This is a genomic window from Pseudomonas sp. DW-iso17 (genome assembly GCF_058725345.1).
Genome location: NZ_JBZXEA010000011.1, coordinates 313,802 through 329,506, shown reverse-complemented (window position 1 = coordinate 329,506; position 15,705 = coordinate 313,802). Strand labels below are relative to the sequence as shown.

At 59.8% G+C, this 15,705-nt stretch carries 14 protein-coding genes; 11 read left to right on the top strand and 3 right to left on the bottom strand.

The features are described from left to right. The first annotated feature begins 35 nt into the window (after window positions 1-35). A complete protein-coding gene (gene argE / locus AC4PS6_RS09405; protein WP_014720396.1) occupies window positions 36-1,184 on the top strand; it encodes an acetylornithine deacetylase in 1,149 nt (382 codons plus the stop codon). A 133-nt stretch (window positions 1,185-1,317) separates the two neighbouring features. Further along, entirely contained in the window at window positions 1,318-2,616 is a 1,299-nt protein-coding gene (argA, locus tag AC4PS6_RS09400; RefSeq protein ID WP_014720395.1) for an amino-acid N-acetyltransferase, read from the top strand. Between the two features lie 113 nt (window positions 2,617-2,729). Here the strand turns inward: argA and tauA are convergent, their stop codons facing one another. Then, window positions 2,730-3,716 carry a taurine ABC transporter substrate-binding protein gene (tauA, locus tag AC4PS6_RS09395; RefSeq protein WP_019817785.1) on the bottom strand — a complete coding sequence of 329 codons (987 nt, stop codon included), beginning with the start codon at window positions 3,714-3,716 and terminating at the stop codon, window positions 2,730-2,732. A 370-nt stretch (window positions 3,717-4,086) separates the two neighbouring features. Between tauA and AC4PS6_RS09390 the strand changes: the two genes are divergently transcribed. The 8 genes from AC4PS6_RS09390 (at window position 4,087) to AC4PS6_RS09355 (ending at window position 11,329) form a co-directional block, all read left to right on the top strand. Further along, complete coding sequence (locus tag AC4PS6_RS09390; RefSeq protein WP_014720393.1) at window positions 4,087-5,430, top strand: OprD family porin; 1,344 nt, start codon at window positions 4,087-4,089, stop codon at window positions 5,428-5,430. Window positions 5,431-5,704: 274 nt separating this feature from the next. Next, entirely contained in the window at window positions 5,705-6,343 is a 639-nt protein-coding gene (locus AC4PS6_RS09385; protein WP_003195267.1) for a peroxiredoxin, read from the top strand. A 318-nt stretch (window positions 6,344-6,661) separates the two neighbouring features. After that, on the top strand, window positions 6,662-7,255 hold the full coding sequence (gene ssuE, locus AC4PS6_RS09380; protein ID WP_014720392.1) for an NADPH-dependent FMN reductase: 594 nt from the start codon (window positions 6,662-6,664) through the stop codon (window positions 7,253-7,255). A gap of 97 nt (window positions 7,256-7,352) precedes the next feature. Next, window positions 7,353-8,321, top strand: coding sequence for a sulfonate ABC transporter substrate-binding protein (locus AC4PS6_RS09375; protein ID WP_014720391.1), 969 nt, complete (start codon window positions 7,353-7,355; stop codon window positions 8,319-8,321). Window positions 8,322-8,347: 26 nt separating this feature from the next. Continuing rightward, window positions 8,348-9,496 carry an FMNH2-dependent alkanesulfonate monooxygenase gene (gene ssuD, locus AC4PS6_RS09370; protein WP_003195260.1) on the top strand — a complete coding sequence of 383 codons (1,149 nt, stop codon included), beginning with the start codon at window positions 8,348-8,350 and terminating at the stop codon, window positions 9,494-9,496. A 9-nt stretch (window positions 9,497-9,505) separates the two neighbouring features. Further along, on the top strand, window positions 9,506-10,291 hold the full coding sequence (gene ssuC / locus AC4PS6_RS09365; RefSeq protein WP_003195258.1) for an aliphatic sulfonate ABC transporter permease SsuC: 786 nt from the start codon (window positions 9,506-9,508) through the stop codon (window positions 10,289-10,291). Next, complete coding sequence (gene ssuB, locus AC4PS6_RS09360; protein WP_014720389.1) at window positions 10,288-11,094, top strand: aliphatic sulfonates ABC transporter ATP-binding protein; 807 nt, start codon at window positions 10,288-10,290, stop codon at window positions 11,092-11,094. Before ssuC ends, ssuB begins: the two co-directional genes overlap by 4 nt. A 19-nt stretch (window positions 11,095-11,113) precedes the next feature. After that, window positions 11,114-11,329, top strand: a complete 216-nt coding sequence (locus tag AC4PS6_RS09355) for a TOBE domain-containing protein (RefSeq protein WP_003176783.1) — start codon at window positions 11,114-11,116, stop codon at window positions 11,327-11,329. 122 nt (window positions 11,330-11,451) lie between these two features. On the opposite strand, the gene AC4PS6_RS09350 is transcribed toward AC4PS6_RS09355, so the two are convergent. Both AC4PS6_RS09350 and AC4PS6_RS09345 read right to left on the bottom strand, forming a co-directional pair. Continuing rightward, complete coding sequence (locus AC4PS6_RS09350) at window positions 11,452-12,081, bottom strand: TetR/AcrR family transcriptional regulator (protein ID WP_336826830.1); 630 nt, start codon at window positions 12,079-12,081, stop codon at window positions 11,452-11,454. Window positions 12,082-12,325: 244 nt separating this feature from the next. Continuing rightward, on the bottom strand, window positions 12,326-13,702 hold the full coding sequence (locus AC4PS6_RS09345) for a glutamine synthetase family protein (protein ID WP_003195252.1): 1,377 nt from the start codon (window positions 13,700-13,702) through the stop codon (window positions 12,326-12,328). Between the two features lie 597 nt (window positions 13,703-14,299). Here AC4PS6_RS09345 and AC4PS6_RS09340 point away from each other — a divergent pair. Next, window positions 14,300-15,658: a glutamine synthetase family protein gene (locus tag AC4PS6_RS09340; RefSeq protein ID WP_003195249.1), complete on the top strand. Its 1,359-nt coding sequence runs from the start codon at window positions 14,300-14,302 to the stop codon at window positions 15,656-15,658. The last annotated feature ends 47 nt before the right edge of the window (window positions 15,659-15,705 follow it).

Here is a 15,705-nt window from a genome sequence, read left to right as displayed (position 1 = left end):
TAGTGAGGTTCATCCGGGAAGTTGGGAGACCGCGCATGCCGTTACCGTCCATGAAAGAGCAGTTCGCCGCCTTGATCGCCGCGCCGTCGGTGAGCTGCACCCAGGCGTCTCTCGACCAGAGCAATCGCCCGGTGATCGACCTGCTCGCCGCTTGGCTGGGCGACCTGGGCTTTGCCATCGATATCCAACCAGTCAGCCCCGGCAAGTTCAACCTGTTGGCCAGTTTCGGCAGCGGCCCCGGTGGCTTGGTGTTGGCGGGGCATAGCGATACCGTGCCGTATGACGCGGCGCTGTGGAAGACCGACCCGCTCAAGCTGACGGAAGTCGATGGTCGCTGGGTAGGGCTGGGCAGTTGTGACATGAAGGGGTTCTTCGCACTGGTTATCGACGCGGTGTTGCCGCTGCTGGACCAACCCTTCAAGCAACCGCTGTTGATCCTGGCCACCTGTGATGAGGAAAGCTCTATGTCCGGTGCCCGTGCGCTGGCCGAGGCGGGGCGCCCATTAGGTCGTGCAGCTGTGATCGGCGAGCCGACCGGGCTCAAGCCTATCCGCTTGCACAAAGGCGTGATGATGGAGCGCATCGACATCCTCGGGCGCAGCGGCCACTCGTCGGACCCCAGCCTGGGCCACAGCGCCCTGGAAGCCATGCATGACGCCATCGGCGAACTGCGCGGCCTGCGCCTGGCGTGGCAGCGCGAGTACCGTAACGCGCAATTCAGCGTGCCGCAGCCGACGATGAACTTCGGCTGCATTCACGGCGGCGACAACCCCAACCGCATCTGCGGCCAATGCTCCCTGGAGTTCGACCTGCGCCCCCTGCCGGGCATGGACCCCGAGGTGCTGCGCGCCGCGATTCGCCAGAAGCTCGAACCCGTGGCCGAGCGGCATAAGGTCAAGATCGACTACGCGCCGTTGTTCCCCGAAGTCCCCCCCTTTGAGCAGCCCGAAGACGCCGAGCTGGTGCGGGTGGCGGAACGTTTGACCGGTCATCGTGCCGAAGCAGTAGCGTTCGGCACCGAAGCGCCTTATCTTCAGCGCCTCGGTTGCGAAACCCTGGTGCTCGGGCCTGGCGACATCGCCTGCGCTCACCAGCCGGGCGAATACCTTGAAATGTCACGCTTGACGCCTACAGTGCGTCTATTGCGGGAACTGATCGAACACTACTGCCTGAAACCTGCATAAATTTGCCCTTGCCCATTCGTACATAAGGAGAGTGAGCGTGTCGCCAAGCCTGTTCCGACGATAACCATCAGCCGCTGTGCGCTTTCACGATTGATCCTTTATTTGGCTGCTTTTTATTACAGGCCCAGGTGTTATGCCCGAATACGTCAATTGGCTTCGTCACGCTTCGCCCTACATCAACGCCCACCGCGACTGCACCTTTGTAGTCATGCTGCCCGGCGATGGTGTGGACCACCCCAACTTCGGCAATATCGTCCACGACCTGGTGCTGCTTCACAGCCTGGGTGTGCGCCTGGTGCTGGTGCATGGCTCGCGCCCGCAAATCGAAACCCGCCTTCAAGCACGCGGCCTTACCCCGGCTTACCACGAAGGCTTGCGCATCACCGATGCTGCGACGCTGGAGTGTGTGATCGACGCGGTGGGTCATCTGCGTATTGCCATCGAGGCGCGCTTGTCCATGGACATGGCGTCCTCGCCGATGCAGGGCTCGCGCCTGCGCGTGGCCAGCGGCAACCTGGTCACCGCACGGCCAATCGGCGTGCTTGAAGGCGTGGACTACCACCACACCGGCGAAGTGCGCCGGGTCGACCGCAAGGGCATCAACCGCCTGTTGGATGAGCGCTCTATCGTGCTGCTGTCGCCGTTGGGGTATTCGCCCACCGGCGAGATCTTCAACCTGGCCTGCGAAGACGTCGCCACCCGCGCCGCCATCGACCTGGGTGCCGACAAGTTGCTGCTGTTCGGCGCCGATCCCGGTCTGATCGATGAGAACGGCCGCCTGGTGCGTGAATTGCGCCCACAACAAGTACCCGCGCACCTGCAACGCCTGGGCAGCAACTATCAAGCCGAACTGCTCGATGCCGCTGCCGAAGCCTGCCGGGGTGGAGTAGGGCGCAGCCATATCGTCAGCTACGCCGAAGATGGCGCCTTGCTCACCGAGCTGTTTACCCGCGACGGCGGCGGTACGCTGGTGGCCCAGGAGCAATTCGAACTGGTGCGCGAAGCGGCGATCGAAGACGTCGGCGGTTTGCTGGACCTGATCAGCCCGCTGGAAGAGCAGGGCATTCTGGTGCGCCGTTCGCGGGAAGTGCTGGAGCGTGAGATCGAACAGTTCAGCGTGGTCGAGCGCGAAGGCATGATCATCGCCTGCGCGGCGCTGTATCAGATCGCGGATTCGGATGCGGGGGAGTTGGCGTGCCTGGCAGTGAACCCGGAGTACCGCCACGGCGCGCGAGGCGATGTGTTGCTCGAACGCATCCAGACCCGGGCACGCGCCCAGGGCTTGAAAACCCTCTTTGTACTCACCACCCGTACGGCCCACTGGTTCCGCGAACGCGGTTTTGTGCCGAGCAGCGTGGACCGCCTGCCGTCGGCGCGGGCGTCGCTGTACAACTATCAGCGCAACTCGAAGATTTTCGAGAAGGCCCTGTAAAAGAATACTGCTCTGTGTGGGAGCTGGCTTGCCTGCGATAGCGGCGCCTCGGTTTAACTGCAGGACCGAGTTGCTGGTATCGCGGGCAAGCCAGCTCCCACCAAAGACTGTATTTATTGTGGGATGAATTTGTCGGTCACATAGGCCGAATAATCCGGCAGCACCGTCTCTACCTTCCCCTGTTCCTTCAGGAACTTCGCCGTTTCCTCAATCGCCTTCGCCGTGCCGCCCTTGAGCAGCGCAGCGGTTTGCTGTGCCTGCGCATCCGGAAACGTCGTACCGGCCAACAGTTCCGGAATGTCGTCGGCATTTGAACCTGTCAATTTGGCGATTTTCTGCACTGGCTCGGAATCCACCGTCCAGCTGTCTTTGTGGGCGGCATAGTCGGCAAAGGCATCCAGGGTAACTTTGGCGAACTTGGCCACTACCTCAGGATGTTTTTGCGCAAAATCCTTGCGCGCCACCCACACCTCAAACGTCGGTGCGCCCCATTGGCCCACCTGCGCCGCGTCTGTCAGGGTTTTTCCGGTCTTGCGGATTTCGCCCAGGGCCGGTGACCACACAAAAGCCCCATCAATATCGCCACGCTTCCAGGCGGCGGCGATTTCGGCCGGTTGCAGGTTCACCACTTTGACTTGTTTGGTGTCCAGCCCCCAGTGTTTCAGCGCGCCGAGCAGGCTGTAATGGGAGGTGGAGACGAAGGGCGTGGCGATGGTTTTACCAATCAAGTCCTGGGGGTTGTCGATGCCACTGCCGTTGCGCACCACCAGGGCTTCAGAAGCGTTGATCTGTGCCGATACGATAAACGCCACAATCGGCAGGTTGCGCGAGGCCGCCGCCGCGAGCGGGCTGGAGCCGAGATTGCCGATTTGTACATCACCGGAAGCGATGGCCGTGACTACCTCTGGCCCGCTGTTGAAGCGGCGCCAGGCGATTTTTTCGCCGATGGCTTTTTCGTACAGGCCGTCGGCCTGGGGAACCTTGCTGGGATCGATGCCGGTCTGGTAGCCCACCGTCAGGTCGGCGGCGTTGACACCAAAAGAAAGTAATAGCGATACAAAAACTGTAACAAATTGACGGGAGGATGTGCGTTTGGCCATGATGGCGTCGCCTTTTTGATCGTGAGTGACGTATGCAACCGTACGGCAACACTAATCGATCTAAAAAAGCACCAGTAAATACCCTTTAGGAATTAGCTTATGGAGCGGCGCGTCTATCCTGACCGACCAGCTTCACGGAAAGTCTTATTCCTGGATCGTATGAAAAAGAATGAAATAATTCTTTTTGGGTGTATGAAAAACTCATTACCCTGCAGGGACCAAATCAACTGCGATTAGACGAAGGTAGTAGACACACAAGGTTACGATTGACTTGGTGGTCACTATCTGGCGCTAATCGCGCATCTGTGGATCGAGGGCGTCAGACCCGAGACCAAAGAAATACAAAAATTAGAAATGAGAGGAGCGGTACATGAAGAAGTCCACCTTGGCTGTGGCTGTAACGTTGGGCGCAATCGCCCAGCAAGCAGGCGCTGCCGGTTTCATCGAAGACAGCAAGGCCACACTGGGCCTGCGTAACTTCTACATCAACACCGATAACCGCGAAGGCACGGCCAACCCGAGCAAGAACGAAGAATGGGGCCAAGGCTTCGATCTGCGTTTCATCTCCGGTTACACCCAAGGCACTGTTGGCTTCGGTCTCGACGCTATCGGCCTGTTGGGTGTTCGCCTGGATTCCGGCGGCGGCACCAACGGTGCGACTGCCAGCTCTTACGGCGGCACTATCTTCCCGAGCAAGTCCAATGGCGAAGCCGTTGATAACTACTCGAGCCTGGGCCTGACCGCCAAGGCCAAGATCTCCCAGACCGAACTGAAGCTGGGTACCTTGCAGCCCAAGCTGCCGGTCATCGTCACCAACGATGGTCGTATGCTGCCGCAGACCTTCCAGGGTGGCCAGATCACCTCCAGCGACATCAAGGACCTGACCCTGGTCGCCGGCCAGATCGAAAAAGCCAAGGGCCGTAACTCCAGCAACAACGAAAGCCTGTCCATCTCCGGCGCCAACAGCCGTGGTGTGAACTGGCGTTCGAGCAACAAGTTCTACTACGCCGGTGGCGACTACAAGATCACCAAGGATCTGACCGCCCAGTACTACTACGGCAACCTGGAAGATTTCTACAAGCAACACTTCCTGGGCCTGACCCACAACTGGGCCATTGGTCCTGGCGTGCTGAAGTCTGACCTGCGCTACTTCAACAGCTCCGACGATGGTAACAACGGCAACCAGTCCGCTTACTTCTCGACGGGCAACTACAGCGGCGTGAACTCCGGCCGTGGCAAAGTCGACAACAACCTGTACAGCGGCCTGTTCCTGTACTCGGTTGCCGGCCACACCTTCGGTGGCGGTTACCAGGTCAGCAACGGCAGCAGCGACTTCCCTTGGCTGAACCAGGGTGACGGCTCGTCGGCTTACATCACCACCGACATGCAGATCCAGAAGTTCGCCCGTGCCGGCGAGCGTACCTGGCAAGCTCGCTACTCCTACGACTTCGCCAAAGTCGGCGTGCCTGGCCTGACCGCCGGTGTGGTTTACCTGAAAGGTGATCATATCGACACCGTCGCCAGCAACCGTACCGAGTTCACCGGCCAGTCCGAGTGGGAACGTGACATCACTGTTGCCTACGTCGTACCGGAAGGTCCGCTGAAAAACGTCGGCGTGGCGTGGAAAAACGCTATGTGGCGCAGCGACATCGCCAACGCGCGTAACCAGGACGAAAACCGCTTGATCGTCAGCTACTCGATCCCGCTGTTGTAAGACTGTAAAACCTTGCCCGGCGCAATGCCGGGCAAGGTGTCTTGCTGTTCAAGTCGGGCTCAACCCCCGCAAGCCCTTCCTGAATCCCTCTTTTTTGCAGCGTCTCAAGGCCTTCTCGAACCTTGAAGGCGATGTTGGCCTCAGGCCGTTCCCAAGTCCAATGAACTGATTTTTAATATTCTTTTATCGTCTAGATAAATCGATATTTATTCTTTTTAAATCACAAAAAATCCATGCACAGTGGGCTCCATAAGCACTCATCAGGAGCCACACCATGAGCCTAAGACTGGGCGACATCGCCCCCGACTTCGAACAGGATTCCAGCGCCGGCAAGATTCGTTTCCATGAATGGCTGGGCGACAGCTGGGGAGTGTTGTTTTCCCACCCGGCGGACTTCACGCCGGTGTGCACCACCGAACTGGGTTTCACCGCCAAGCTCAAGGACGAATTCGCCAAGCGTGGGGTCAAGGCCATCGCCCTGTCGGTAGACCCAGTGGACTCGCACCACAAGTGGATCGAAGACATCAACGAGACCCAGAACACCGTGGTCAACTTCCCGATCCTGGCCGACGCCGACCGCAAGGTCTCGGACCTCTACGACCTGATCCACCCGAATGCCAGCGATACCCTCACCGTGCGCTCCTTGTTCGTGATCGACCCGAACAAGAAGATCCGCCTGACCATCACCTACCCGGCCAGTACCGGGCGTAACTTCCATGAAATCCTGCGGGTGATCGACTCGCTGCAACTGACCGACAACCACAAGGTGGCGACGCCGGCCAACTGGCAGGATGGGGATGAAGTGGTGATCGTGCCGTCACTCAAGGACGAGGAAGAGATCAAGAAACGCTTTCCCAAGGGCTATCGCGCGGTGAAGCCGTACCTGCGTCTTACCCCACAACCCAATCGTTAAGGCTGATATCGCCATCGCGGGCAAACCCGGCTCCCACAGTTGACCGCATTCCCCTGTGGGAGCCGGGCTTGCCCGCGATGGCGGCCTCATGAACAGCACAGGCTTCAAGTTGCAAACCGTCTCACACAGCAGGGGTTTTCAGGCCGTTTCGACGGCCTTTTTTTTCGCCTGGCGATTGGTTAAACGCTTATGTATTTATGGAATAAACAAATGAATAAATAAGATTTATAGATATATAAATCTGCTGATAAGGTCTATCCCATCTTGGCGCCATCGCCGCACAGCGAACCGCCGACACTTGCTCAAGGAATCTCCTGCATGCTGGTCGTAACACTTGGAGGCAGTCCCAGCCAGCGTTCCCGCTCTGGGGTCTTGCTGGATAAAACCCGTCAGTGGCTGCAACAGCAGGGCGTGGAAGTGGTGAGTTACCAGGTACGGGACTTCCCGGCTGAAGACTTGCTGCACGCACGCTTCGACAGCCCCAAGGTCATCGACCTGCTGCAACAAGTCGCCAACGCTGACGGGCTGGTGATCGCCACGCCGGTGTACAAGGCGTCGTTTTCCGGGGCGTTGAAAACCGTATTGGACCTGCTGCCGGAGCGTGCGCTGGCCCATAAGGTGGTGCTGCCGATGGCGACCGGCGGCAGCATCGCCCACATGCTGGCGGTGGACTACGCCCTGAAGCCGGTGCTGTCGGCCCTCAAGGCGCAGGAATTGCTCCACGGTATTTTTGCCGAAGACAGCCAGATCGCCTATGGCGAAGGCAGTGTTCAGGCGCAACTGGTGCCGGTACTTGAACAGCGTCTGCACGAAGCCCTGGAGCAGCTCTACAGCGCCATGGCGCGACGGCCAAAACCTTTGGACCCTGACGTATTGAATGAACGTTTGTTGAGTGCTCGCTGGAGCATCTGAGCCTCACCCCGAAAAGCTGGAAACCCTCACCTTACTCAGCCGACAACGGCCAAGCAGGTGCAGCCAAAACCCTAATCGCACAGTTGGAGAGAGCGCCATGCGCACTGTCATCTTGCGTCGTGGTCTGGTCGCACTCTTTGCTGCGGCTGTGTCCTTCGGCGCCATCGTTCAAGCCCAAGCCGCCGAGACCTTGCGGATCGGTTATCAGAAGTACGGCACCCTGGTGCTGCTCAAGGCCAAGGGCACCCTGGAAAAACGCCTGGCCGACCAAGGCGTGCAGGTGCAGTGGACCGAGTTCCCCGGTGGCCCGCAATTGCTCGAGGGCCTGAACGTCGGCTCCATCGACTTCGGCGTTACCGGCGAAACCCCACCGGTGTTTGCCCAGGCGGCTGGCGCTGATCTGCTCTACGTCGCCTACGAACCACCCGCGCCTACCAGCGAAGCGATCCTGGTGCCCAAGGACTCGCCGATCAAATCGGTGGCCGAGCTCAAGGGTAAAAAGGTCGTGCTCAACAAAGGCTCCAACGTGCACTACCTGCTGGTGCGTGCCCTGGAAGATGCCGGCCTCAACTACACCGACGTAAAGACCGTGTTCCTGCCCCCCGCCGATGCCCGTGCCGCATTCGAGCGTGGCAGCGTGGACGCCTGGGTAATCTGGGACCCGTACCAGGCCGCCGCCGAGAAGCAACTGCAAGCGCGCACCCTGCGAGACGGCACCGCAATTGCCGACAACCATCAGTTTTACCTAGCCACCAAACCCTACGCCGAACAGCACCCGCAAGTGATCAAGGCGTTGGTGGAAGAGGTGCGTGCGGTAGGCGAATGGTCCAAGGCCAACCCGCAGGAAGTGACTGAGCAGGTCGCCCCACTGCTCGGCCTGCCGGCAGATATCACCCTCACATCGGTGAAACGCCAGGGCTACGGCGCGCTGTTCCTGACCCCGGAAGTGGTCGCCGCCCAGCAGAAAATCGCAGACACCTTCTACCAACTCAAATTGATCCCCAAGCCCTTGAGCATCAAGGACGTGATCTGGACGCCACCCGCCGCGGTTGCCAAAGCGCCGTAATCCGACTTCATTCAGGAGACAACTCCATGAGCCTCAATATTTTCTGGTTCCTGCCCACCCACGGCGACGGTCATTACCTTGGCACCGCCGAAGGCGCCCGCGCTGTCGACCACGGTTACCTGCAACAAGTGGCCCAGGCTGCCGACCGCCTGGGTTTCGGCGGGGTGTTGATCCCTACGGGCCGCTCTTGCGAAGACTCGTGGTTGGTGGCCGCCTCGCTGATCCCCGTGACCCAGCGCTTGAAATTCCTGGTTGCCCTGCGCCCTGGGATCATCTCCCCGACCGTGGCCGCGCGTCAGGCCGCGACCCTGGATCGCCTGTCTGGTGGCCGTGCGCTGTTCAACCTGGTCACCGGTGGCGATCCGGAAGAACTGGCTGGCGACGGATTGTTCTTGAGCCATGAAGAGCGCTACCAGGCGTCGGTGGAATTCACCCGCATCTGGCGCCGTGTGCTGGAAGGCGAGACCGTGGACTACGACGGCGAGCACATCAGCGTCAAAGGCGCCAAATTGCTCTACCCACCGATCCAGCAGCCACGCCCGCCGCTGTATTTCGGCGGTTCCTCCGAGGCCGCCCAGGACTTGGCGGCCGAACAGGTGGAGATGGTGCTGACCTGGGGCGAGCCGCCGGCAGCCGTTGCGGAAAAGATCGCGCAGGTACGCGCCAAGGCTGCAAAACTGGGACGCACGGTGCGCTTTGGCATTCGCTTGCATGTGATCGTGCGCGAAACCAACGACGAAGCCTGGAAAGCCGCCGACAAACTGATCTCCCACCTGGACGACGAGACCATCGCCCGCGCCCAGGCGTCCTTGGCGCGCTTCGATTCGGTGGGCCAGCAACGCATGGCAGCCTTGCACGGCGGTAGCCGTGACAACCTGGAAGTCAGCCCCAACCTGTGGGCCGGCGTCGGCCTGGTACGTGGCGGCGCAGGGACGGCGCTGGTGGGCGATGGCCCCACGGTTGCGGCGCGGGTCAAGGAGTACGCGGACCTGGGTATCGATACCTTTATCTTCTCCGGTTATCCACACCTGGAAGAGTCGTATCGGGTCGCCGAGCTGTTGTTCCCGCACCTGGATATCGAACGTCCCGAGCTGCCAAAAAGCGCCGGCTACGTCAGTCCGTTTGGCGAGATGGTGGCCAACGACATCCTTCCCAAAGCTGCGTCACAGAGCTGAGGCGCCGTTATGGACTTAGAAAAAATCAGCCATCGCGTGGCGCCCTGGGTGCTGCCGATCTTATTGCTGGCGGTGTGGCAGTTGTCGGTGTCGGCGGGTTGGTTGTCGACGCGTATTCTGCCAGCGCCGAGTGCAGTGATCGAAGCCGGGGTGAACCTGGTGGTCAGCGGCGAAATCTGGACGCACCTGGCCATCAGCGGCTGGCGCGCCGGCCTGGGCTTTGTGATCGGAGGCAGCATCGGTCTGGCCCTGGGCTTTATCACCGGCTTGTCGAAGTGGGGCGAGCGCTTGCTCGACAGCTCCGTGCAGATGATCCGCAACGTGCCGCACCTGGCGCTGATTCCGCTGGTGATCCTGTGGTTCGGCATTGATGAGACCGCGAAAATTTTCCTGGTGGCCCTGGGGACCTTGTTCCCGATCTACCTGAACACTTACCACGGCATTCGCAATGTCGACCCGGCATTGGTGGAGATGTCGCGCAGCTATGGCTTGTCCGGTTTCAGCCTGTTCTGGCAAGTGATTCTGCCGGGCGCGCTGCCGTCGATCCTGGTGGGGGTGCGCTTCGCCCTGGGCTTCATGTGGCTGACGCTGATCGTGGCGGAAACCATTTCGGCAAGTTCCGGCATCGGTTATCTGGCGATGAATGCCCGTGAATTCCTGCAAACCGACGTGGTGGTGCTGGCCATCGTCATGTACGCCATCCTCGGCAAACTGGCCGACCTGGCAGCCCGTGGGCTGGAACGTGTGTGGCTGCGCTGGCACCCGGCGTATCAAGTCAAAGGAGGTGCAGCATGACGGCCCAACAACCTCCGCGTCTGTTGAAGGGTATCCCACTGGCGGTGCGCAAATTGCGCAAGGCCTTTGGTACCCGCCAAGTGCTCAAAGAGATCGACCTGCATATTCCTGCGGGGCAGTTCGTGGCTGTGGTCGGCCGCAGCGGTTGCGGCAAAAGTACCTTGCTGCGCCTGTTGGCAGGGCTGGACAAAGCCAGTGGCGGCGAGCTGCTGGCCGGCTCCGCGCCACTGCACGAAGCGATTGAAGATACACGGTTGATGTTCCAGGAAGCGCGTTTGCTGCCCTGGAAAAAGATCATCGATAACGTCGGCCTGGGCCTCAAGGGCGACTGGCGGCCCAAAGCGCTGGATGCGCTGGAAGCGGTTGGCCTGGCCGAGCGCGCCAATGAATGGCCGGCGGCGTTGTCCGGTGGCCAGAAACAGCGCGTGGCACTCGCCCGGGCGTTGATCCACCAGCCGCGCCTGTTGCTGCTCGATGAGCCGCTGGGCGCACTGGATGCCCTGACCCGCATCGAGATGCAGCAACTGATCGAAAACCTGTGGCGCAAGCACGGTTTCACGGTGTTGCTGGTGACCCACGACGTCAGCGAAGCCGTGGCGATTGCCGACCGCGTGATTCTGATTGAAAACGGCGAAATCGGCCTCGACCTGAACATCGACCTGCCACGCCCACGGGCCCGTGGCTCACATCGCTTGGCCGCGCTGGAAGCCGAAGTGCTCAACCGCGTGCTATCGCTACCCGGTTCCCCACCGGAACCCGAACCTGTTTCACCGCTGCCGACGCAATTGCGTTGGGCTCAATAACTCACACAGGAAAAACACCATGACTATTAAAGCCATCAACGTGCGTAACCAGTTCAAAGGCACCATCAAGGAAATCGTGGTTGGCGACGTGCTGTCGGAAATTGACGTGCAGACCGCGTCCGGCATTGTCACCTCGGTGATCACCACCCGTTCGGTCAAGGAGTTGGAGCTGGTGATCGGCAGTGAAGTGATTGCCTTTGTGAAATCCACTGAGGTGTCGATTGCCAAGTTGTGATAACGCCACTGATCGTTCCCACGCTCTGCGTGGGAATGCCGCCTGGGGCGCTCCGCGTCCCGCTGTGCCAAAGGTGACGCAGAGCGCCACGGGATGTATTCCCACGCAGAGCGTGGGAACGATCAGCGCTTAGGCAGATAGGCCGGCAAATAAAGCCCCACATACGCGTCAAACACCCGCATCCCTTCCTCCGCCATGCGCGGCGTAATCAGCCCATGCTGATGCACCGAGCGCGCGTACACGCGGTCGCTCAACTCCAATGCCAGGGCAAACACGTCCACATCGCTCGGTAGCGTGGGCACTTCAAAGTGGCGATTGAACACCGCCAGCATCAAGTCGCCCAATTCCAGATCATGCTGGCGATCGGCCTGGGTCACTTCGGTCAACCCGTGCTGAGCGAGGATCAACTGGCGCGCCGCGGCATCGTTGCTGTAGATGCTGAGCATGCGTTGTTCAACGATGTAGGACAGGTCGCGCCAATGCTTGAGCGATTCATGCTCGATGGGGGCCTGGATGGCGGCGCGAAAGGCTGCGTGAACGTCAGCGGTCAACGCCTCCAGCAACGCCGGCACACTGGCGAAAAAGTGGTACACCGATGACGGTGGTATCTGTGCTCGTTCGGCCACGCTGTAGATCGACAAACTGGCCACACCTTCGGCGGCCAGCAAGGTGCGGGCGGCTTCAAGGATCGCATCGATCCGGGCCTGGCTGCGGGCGCGGGGTTTGCGAACAGTGGCGGGGCGGGTGGTCATGGATGTCTCCTACAAGGCAGCGGGCATTGTATGAGCAGGAAGGTGTGTTGTCTGCCAGGCCGCTATCGCAGCGATGCGGCGACCCGACAAGCCAGCTCCCACAATGGAACGCATTTGAAGGTTGGAACGCGATCAAATGTGGGAGCTGGCTTGCCTGCGATGAGGCGAACCCGGTTTCCAAAATAAACCCATAAAAAAACGCCACTGACCAAAATCAGCGGCGTTCTTTTATTGCAGCAACCGCTTACACGGTATGCAGGTACCAGTTGTACTCAAGGTCGGAGATGGAGTGTTCAAACTCCTCCAGCTCACTTTCCTTACAGGCGACGAAGATATCGATGTATTTAGGATCGATGTACTTGGCCATTACCTCGCTGTCGTCCAACTCACGCAGGGCATCGCGCAGGTTGTTCGGCAGGCTCTGCTCGTTCTGCTCGTAGCTGTTGCCTTCCACCGGAGCGTTCGGCTCGATCTTGTTGGTCAGGCCGTGGTGCACGCCCGCCAATACCGAGGCCATCAGCAGGTAAGGGTTGGCATCGGCGCCAGCCACACGGTGTTCGATACGCACGGCATCGGACGAGCCGGTGGGTACGCGAATCGCCACGGTGCGGTTATCCAGGCCCCAGCACGGCGAGTTCGGCACGTAGAACTGTGCGCCGAAACGACGGTAGGAGTTGACGTTGGGGCACAGGAACGCCATCTGGGCGGGCAGGGTCTCCAGCACACCGCCGATCGCGTGACGCAATGCGGCGTTCTGCTCGGGATCCTCGCTGGCAAAGATGTTCTTGCCGTCCTTGTCCAGAATGGAGATGTGCACGTGCAAACCGTTGCCTGCCTGGCCTGGGTAAGGCTTGGCCATGAAGGTGGTGTCCATCTCATGGTCATAGGCGATGTTCTTGATCAGGCGCTTGAGCAGTACCGCGTAATCGCAGGCCTTGATCGGGTCGGCAACGTGGTGCAGGTTCACTTCGAACTGCGCCGGGGCACTTTCCTTGACGATGGCGTCCGCTGGGATGCCTTGCTCCTTGGCACCTTCCAGAATGTCCTGGAGGCAGTCGACGTATTCGTCGAGGTCGTCGATCAGGTAGACCTGTGTCGAGTGCGGGCGTTTGCCGGAGATCGGTGAGCGGGGCGGTTGTGGCCGGCCGTTCACGTTCTCCTGGTCGATCAGGTAGAACTCAAGCTCGAAGGCGGCGCAGATGGTCAGACCGAGGTCGTCAAACTTGGTAACAACTTGGCGGAGCACTTCGCGCGGATCGGCGAAGAAAGGTTCACCTTCAAGTTCGTGCATGGTCATCAGCAGTTGCGCGGTAGGGCGCTTTTGCCAGGGTTCATTGCACAGGGTGTCGGGGATTGGATAACAGATTCGGTCAGCATCACCGATGTCCAGGCCCAGGCCGGTGCTTTCCACCGTAGAGCCGTTGATATCCAGGGCAAATAAAGAGGCAGGCAGGTTAATGCCCTTCTCGTAAACCTTGTGGAGGCTGGTGCGTTCGATGCGCTTACCGCGCACCACACCATTCATATCCGCAATTAGAAGGTCTACGTACAGAACCTCAGGATGATCCTTAAGGAACGCGTTCGCTTCGTTAAGCTGAACGGCACGCGGGGGTACCGACATGATGCAACACCTTTGTTGTTAAAAATATCAATCATTGATCTTTTCTGGTTTCAGTCAACCCGAACGGCCTGCCGAAGTCAAGCGAGGCATTTTTTGCCCTAAAAAAGCGCCATGGAGCCTTTTTTGCGGGGTTTTGGGGCGGTTTTTTGGGTTTTAGGGGCTTGGGACCTGCAGGCTTGAGCGGGCCGTGTAGGATTTTTTACGGGGGTGTTGTGTAAAAAAATGAACAAGGCTAAGCTCGATTCAAACCCATAACAGCAATAATACCGGGGTGCTTCATGTTTCACCTGCCGCCAATCGGCGTCTGCGCCTGCTCCAGCCAGGCTTTGTCCGCAGCTCGTTCGCCCCGTGTGAATGCCCAGGCACCGGCCAATATTCTTGACGGCCCGGCCGATCTCCTTTTTGCCATCTCCGACGCCACTGAGCGACCCTCATCCGCCGTGCCGATCATAATTGCGCACAACTTTGGCCTGAGGAATGCAACCTGCGGGCAAATGGCAGGTAAGCTCCTACCCTGAATGAAAAAACGACGCGGATGCTGCGTCAACCAACGCCTGGCCTTTAATGGATGCCAGGAAACCCAGCCCAGAGGCATTTATGAGTAACAACCTCGACCAGCTCACCGATTGGTTGAAAGACCACAAGATCACAGAAGTCGAATGCATGATTGGCGACCTCACCGGCATTACCCGGGGCAAGATTTCGCCGACCAACAAGTTCATTGCCGAAAAAGGCATGCGCCTGCCCGAGAGCGTTCTGTTGCAGACCGTGACCGGCGATTATGTCGAAGACGACATCTATTACGAATTGCTCGACCCGGCCGACATCGACATGATCTGCCGCCCCGACCAGAACGCGGTATTCCTGGTGCCCTGGGCCATCGAACCGACCGCCCAGGTGATCCACGACACCTACGACAAGCAAGGCAACCCGATCGAGCTGTCGCCGCGCAACGTGCTCAAGAAAGTCCTCAAGCTCTACTCCGACCGCGGCTGGCAGCCCATCGTGGCGCCGGAGATGGAGTTCTACCTGACCAAGCGCTGCGAAGACCCGGACTTCCCGCTGCAACCGCCGATTGGCCGCTCCGGCCGCCCGGAAACCGGTCGCCAGTCCTTTTCTATAGAAGCAGCCAACGAATTCGACCCGCTGTTTGAAGACGTCTACGACTGGTGCGAACTGCAGGAGCTGGACCTCGACACCCTGATCCACGAGGACGGCACCGCGCAGATGGAAATCAACTTCCGTCACGGCGATGCCCTGTCCCTGGCCGACCAGATCCTGGTGTTCAAGCGCACCATGCGTGAAGCCGCGCTCAAGCACGACGTGGCCGCCACCTTCATGGCCAAGCCCATGACCGGCGAGCCCGGCAGCGCGATGCACCTGCACCAGAGCATCATCGACATTGCCACCGGCAAGAACGTCTTCTCCAATGAAGACGGGACCATGAGCCAGCTGTTCCTCAACCACATCGGCGGCCTGCAGAAGTTCATCCCTGAATTGCTGCCTTTATTCGCCCCCAACGTGAACTCGTTCCGCCGCTTCCTGCCCGATACCTCGGCGCCGGTGAACGTGGAATGGGGCGAAGAAAACCGCACCGTCGGCCTGCGCGTACCGGATGCTGGCCCGCAGAACCGCCGCGTGGAAAACCGCCTGCCGGGCGCCGACGCCAACCCGTACCTGGCGATTGCCGCCAGCCTGTTGTGCGGCTACATCGGCATGGTCGAAGGCCATAACCCGAGCGCGCCGGTGGTGGGCCGTGGTTATGAGCGGCGCAACCTGCGCCTGCCGTTGACCATCGAAGACGCTCTGGAACGCATGGAAAACAGCAAGACCATCGAGAAATACCTGGGGCAAAAATTCATCACGGGCTACGTCGCGGTCAAGCGGGCCGAGCATGAAAACTTCAAGCGCGTGATCAGTTCGTGGGAGCGGGAATTCCTGCTCTTCGCCGTCTGATGCGCCGGGCGCGCCTTTTAAATGGCGCGCCTTCACTGAAAAGTCTA

Coding starts and splice junctions, on each gene's coding strand:
- AC4PS6_RS09355 (WP_003176783.1), top strand. CDS start 11,114: ATGACTATTAAAGCCATCAACGTGCGTAACCAGTTCAAAGGCACCATC.
- ssuB (WP_014720389.1), top strand. CDS start 10,288: ATGACGGCCCAACAACCTCCGCGTCTGTTGAAGGGTATCCCACTGGCG.
- tauA (WP_019817785.1), bottom strand. CDS start 3,716: ATGGCCAAACGCACATCCTCCCGTCAATTTGTTACAGTTTTTGTATCG.
- AC4PS6_RS09390 (WP_014720393.1), top strand. CDS start 4,087: ATGAAGAAGTCCACCTTGGCTGTGGCTGTAACGTTGGGCGCAATCGCC.
- ssuD (WP_003195260.1), top strand. CDS start 8,348: ATGAGCCTCAATATTTTCTGGTTCCTGCCCACCCACGGCGACGGTCAT.
- AC4PS6_RS09345 (WP_003195252.1), bottom strand. CDS start 13,702: ATGTCGGTACCCCCGCGTGCCGTTCAGCTTAACGAAGCGAACGCGTTC.
- argA (WP_014720395.1), top strand. CDS start 1,318: ATGCCCGAATACGTCAATTGGCTTCGTCACGCTTCGCCCTACATCAAC.
- ssuE (WP_014720392.1), top strand. CDS start 6,662: ATGCTGGTCGTAACACTTGGAGGCAGTCCCAGCCAGCGTTCCCGCTCT.
- ssuC (WP_003195258.1), top strand. CDS start 9,506: ATGGACTTAGAAAAAATCAGCCATCGCGTGGCGCCCTGGGTGCTGCCG.
- AC4PS6_RS09385 (WP_003195267.1), top strand. CDS start 5,705: ATGAGCCTAAGACTGGGCGACATCGCCCCCGACTTCGAACAGGATTCC.
- AC4PS6_RS09375 (WP_014720391.1), top strand. CDS start 7,353: ATGCGCACTGTCATCTTGCGTCGTGGTCTGGTCGCACTCTTTGCTGCG.
- argE (WP_014720396.1), top strand. CDS start 36: ATGCCGTTACCGTCCATGAAAGAGCAGTTCGCCGCCTTGATCGCCGCG.
- AC4PS6_RS09340 (WP_003195249.1), top strand. CDS start 14,300: ATGAGTAACAACCTCGACCAGCTCACCGATTGGTTGAAAGACCACAAG.
- AC4PS6_RS09350 (WP_336826830.1), bottom strand. CDS start 12,081: ATGACCACCCGCCCCGCCACTGTTCGCAAACCCCGCGCCCGCAGCCAG.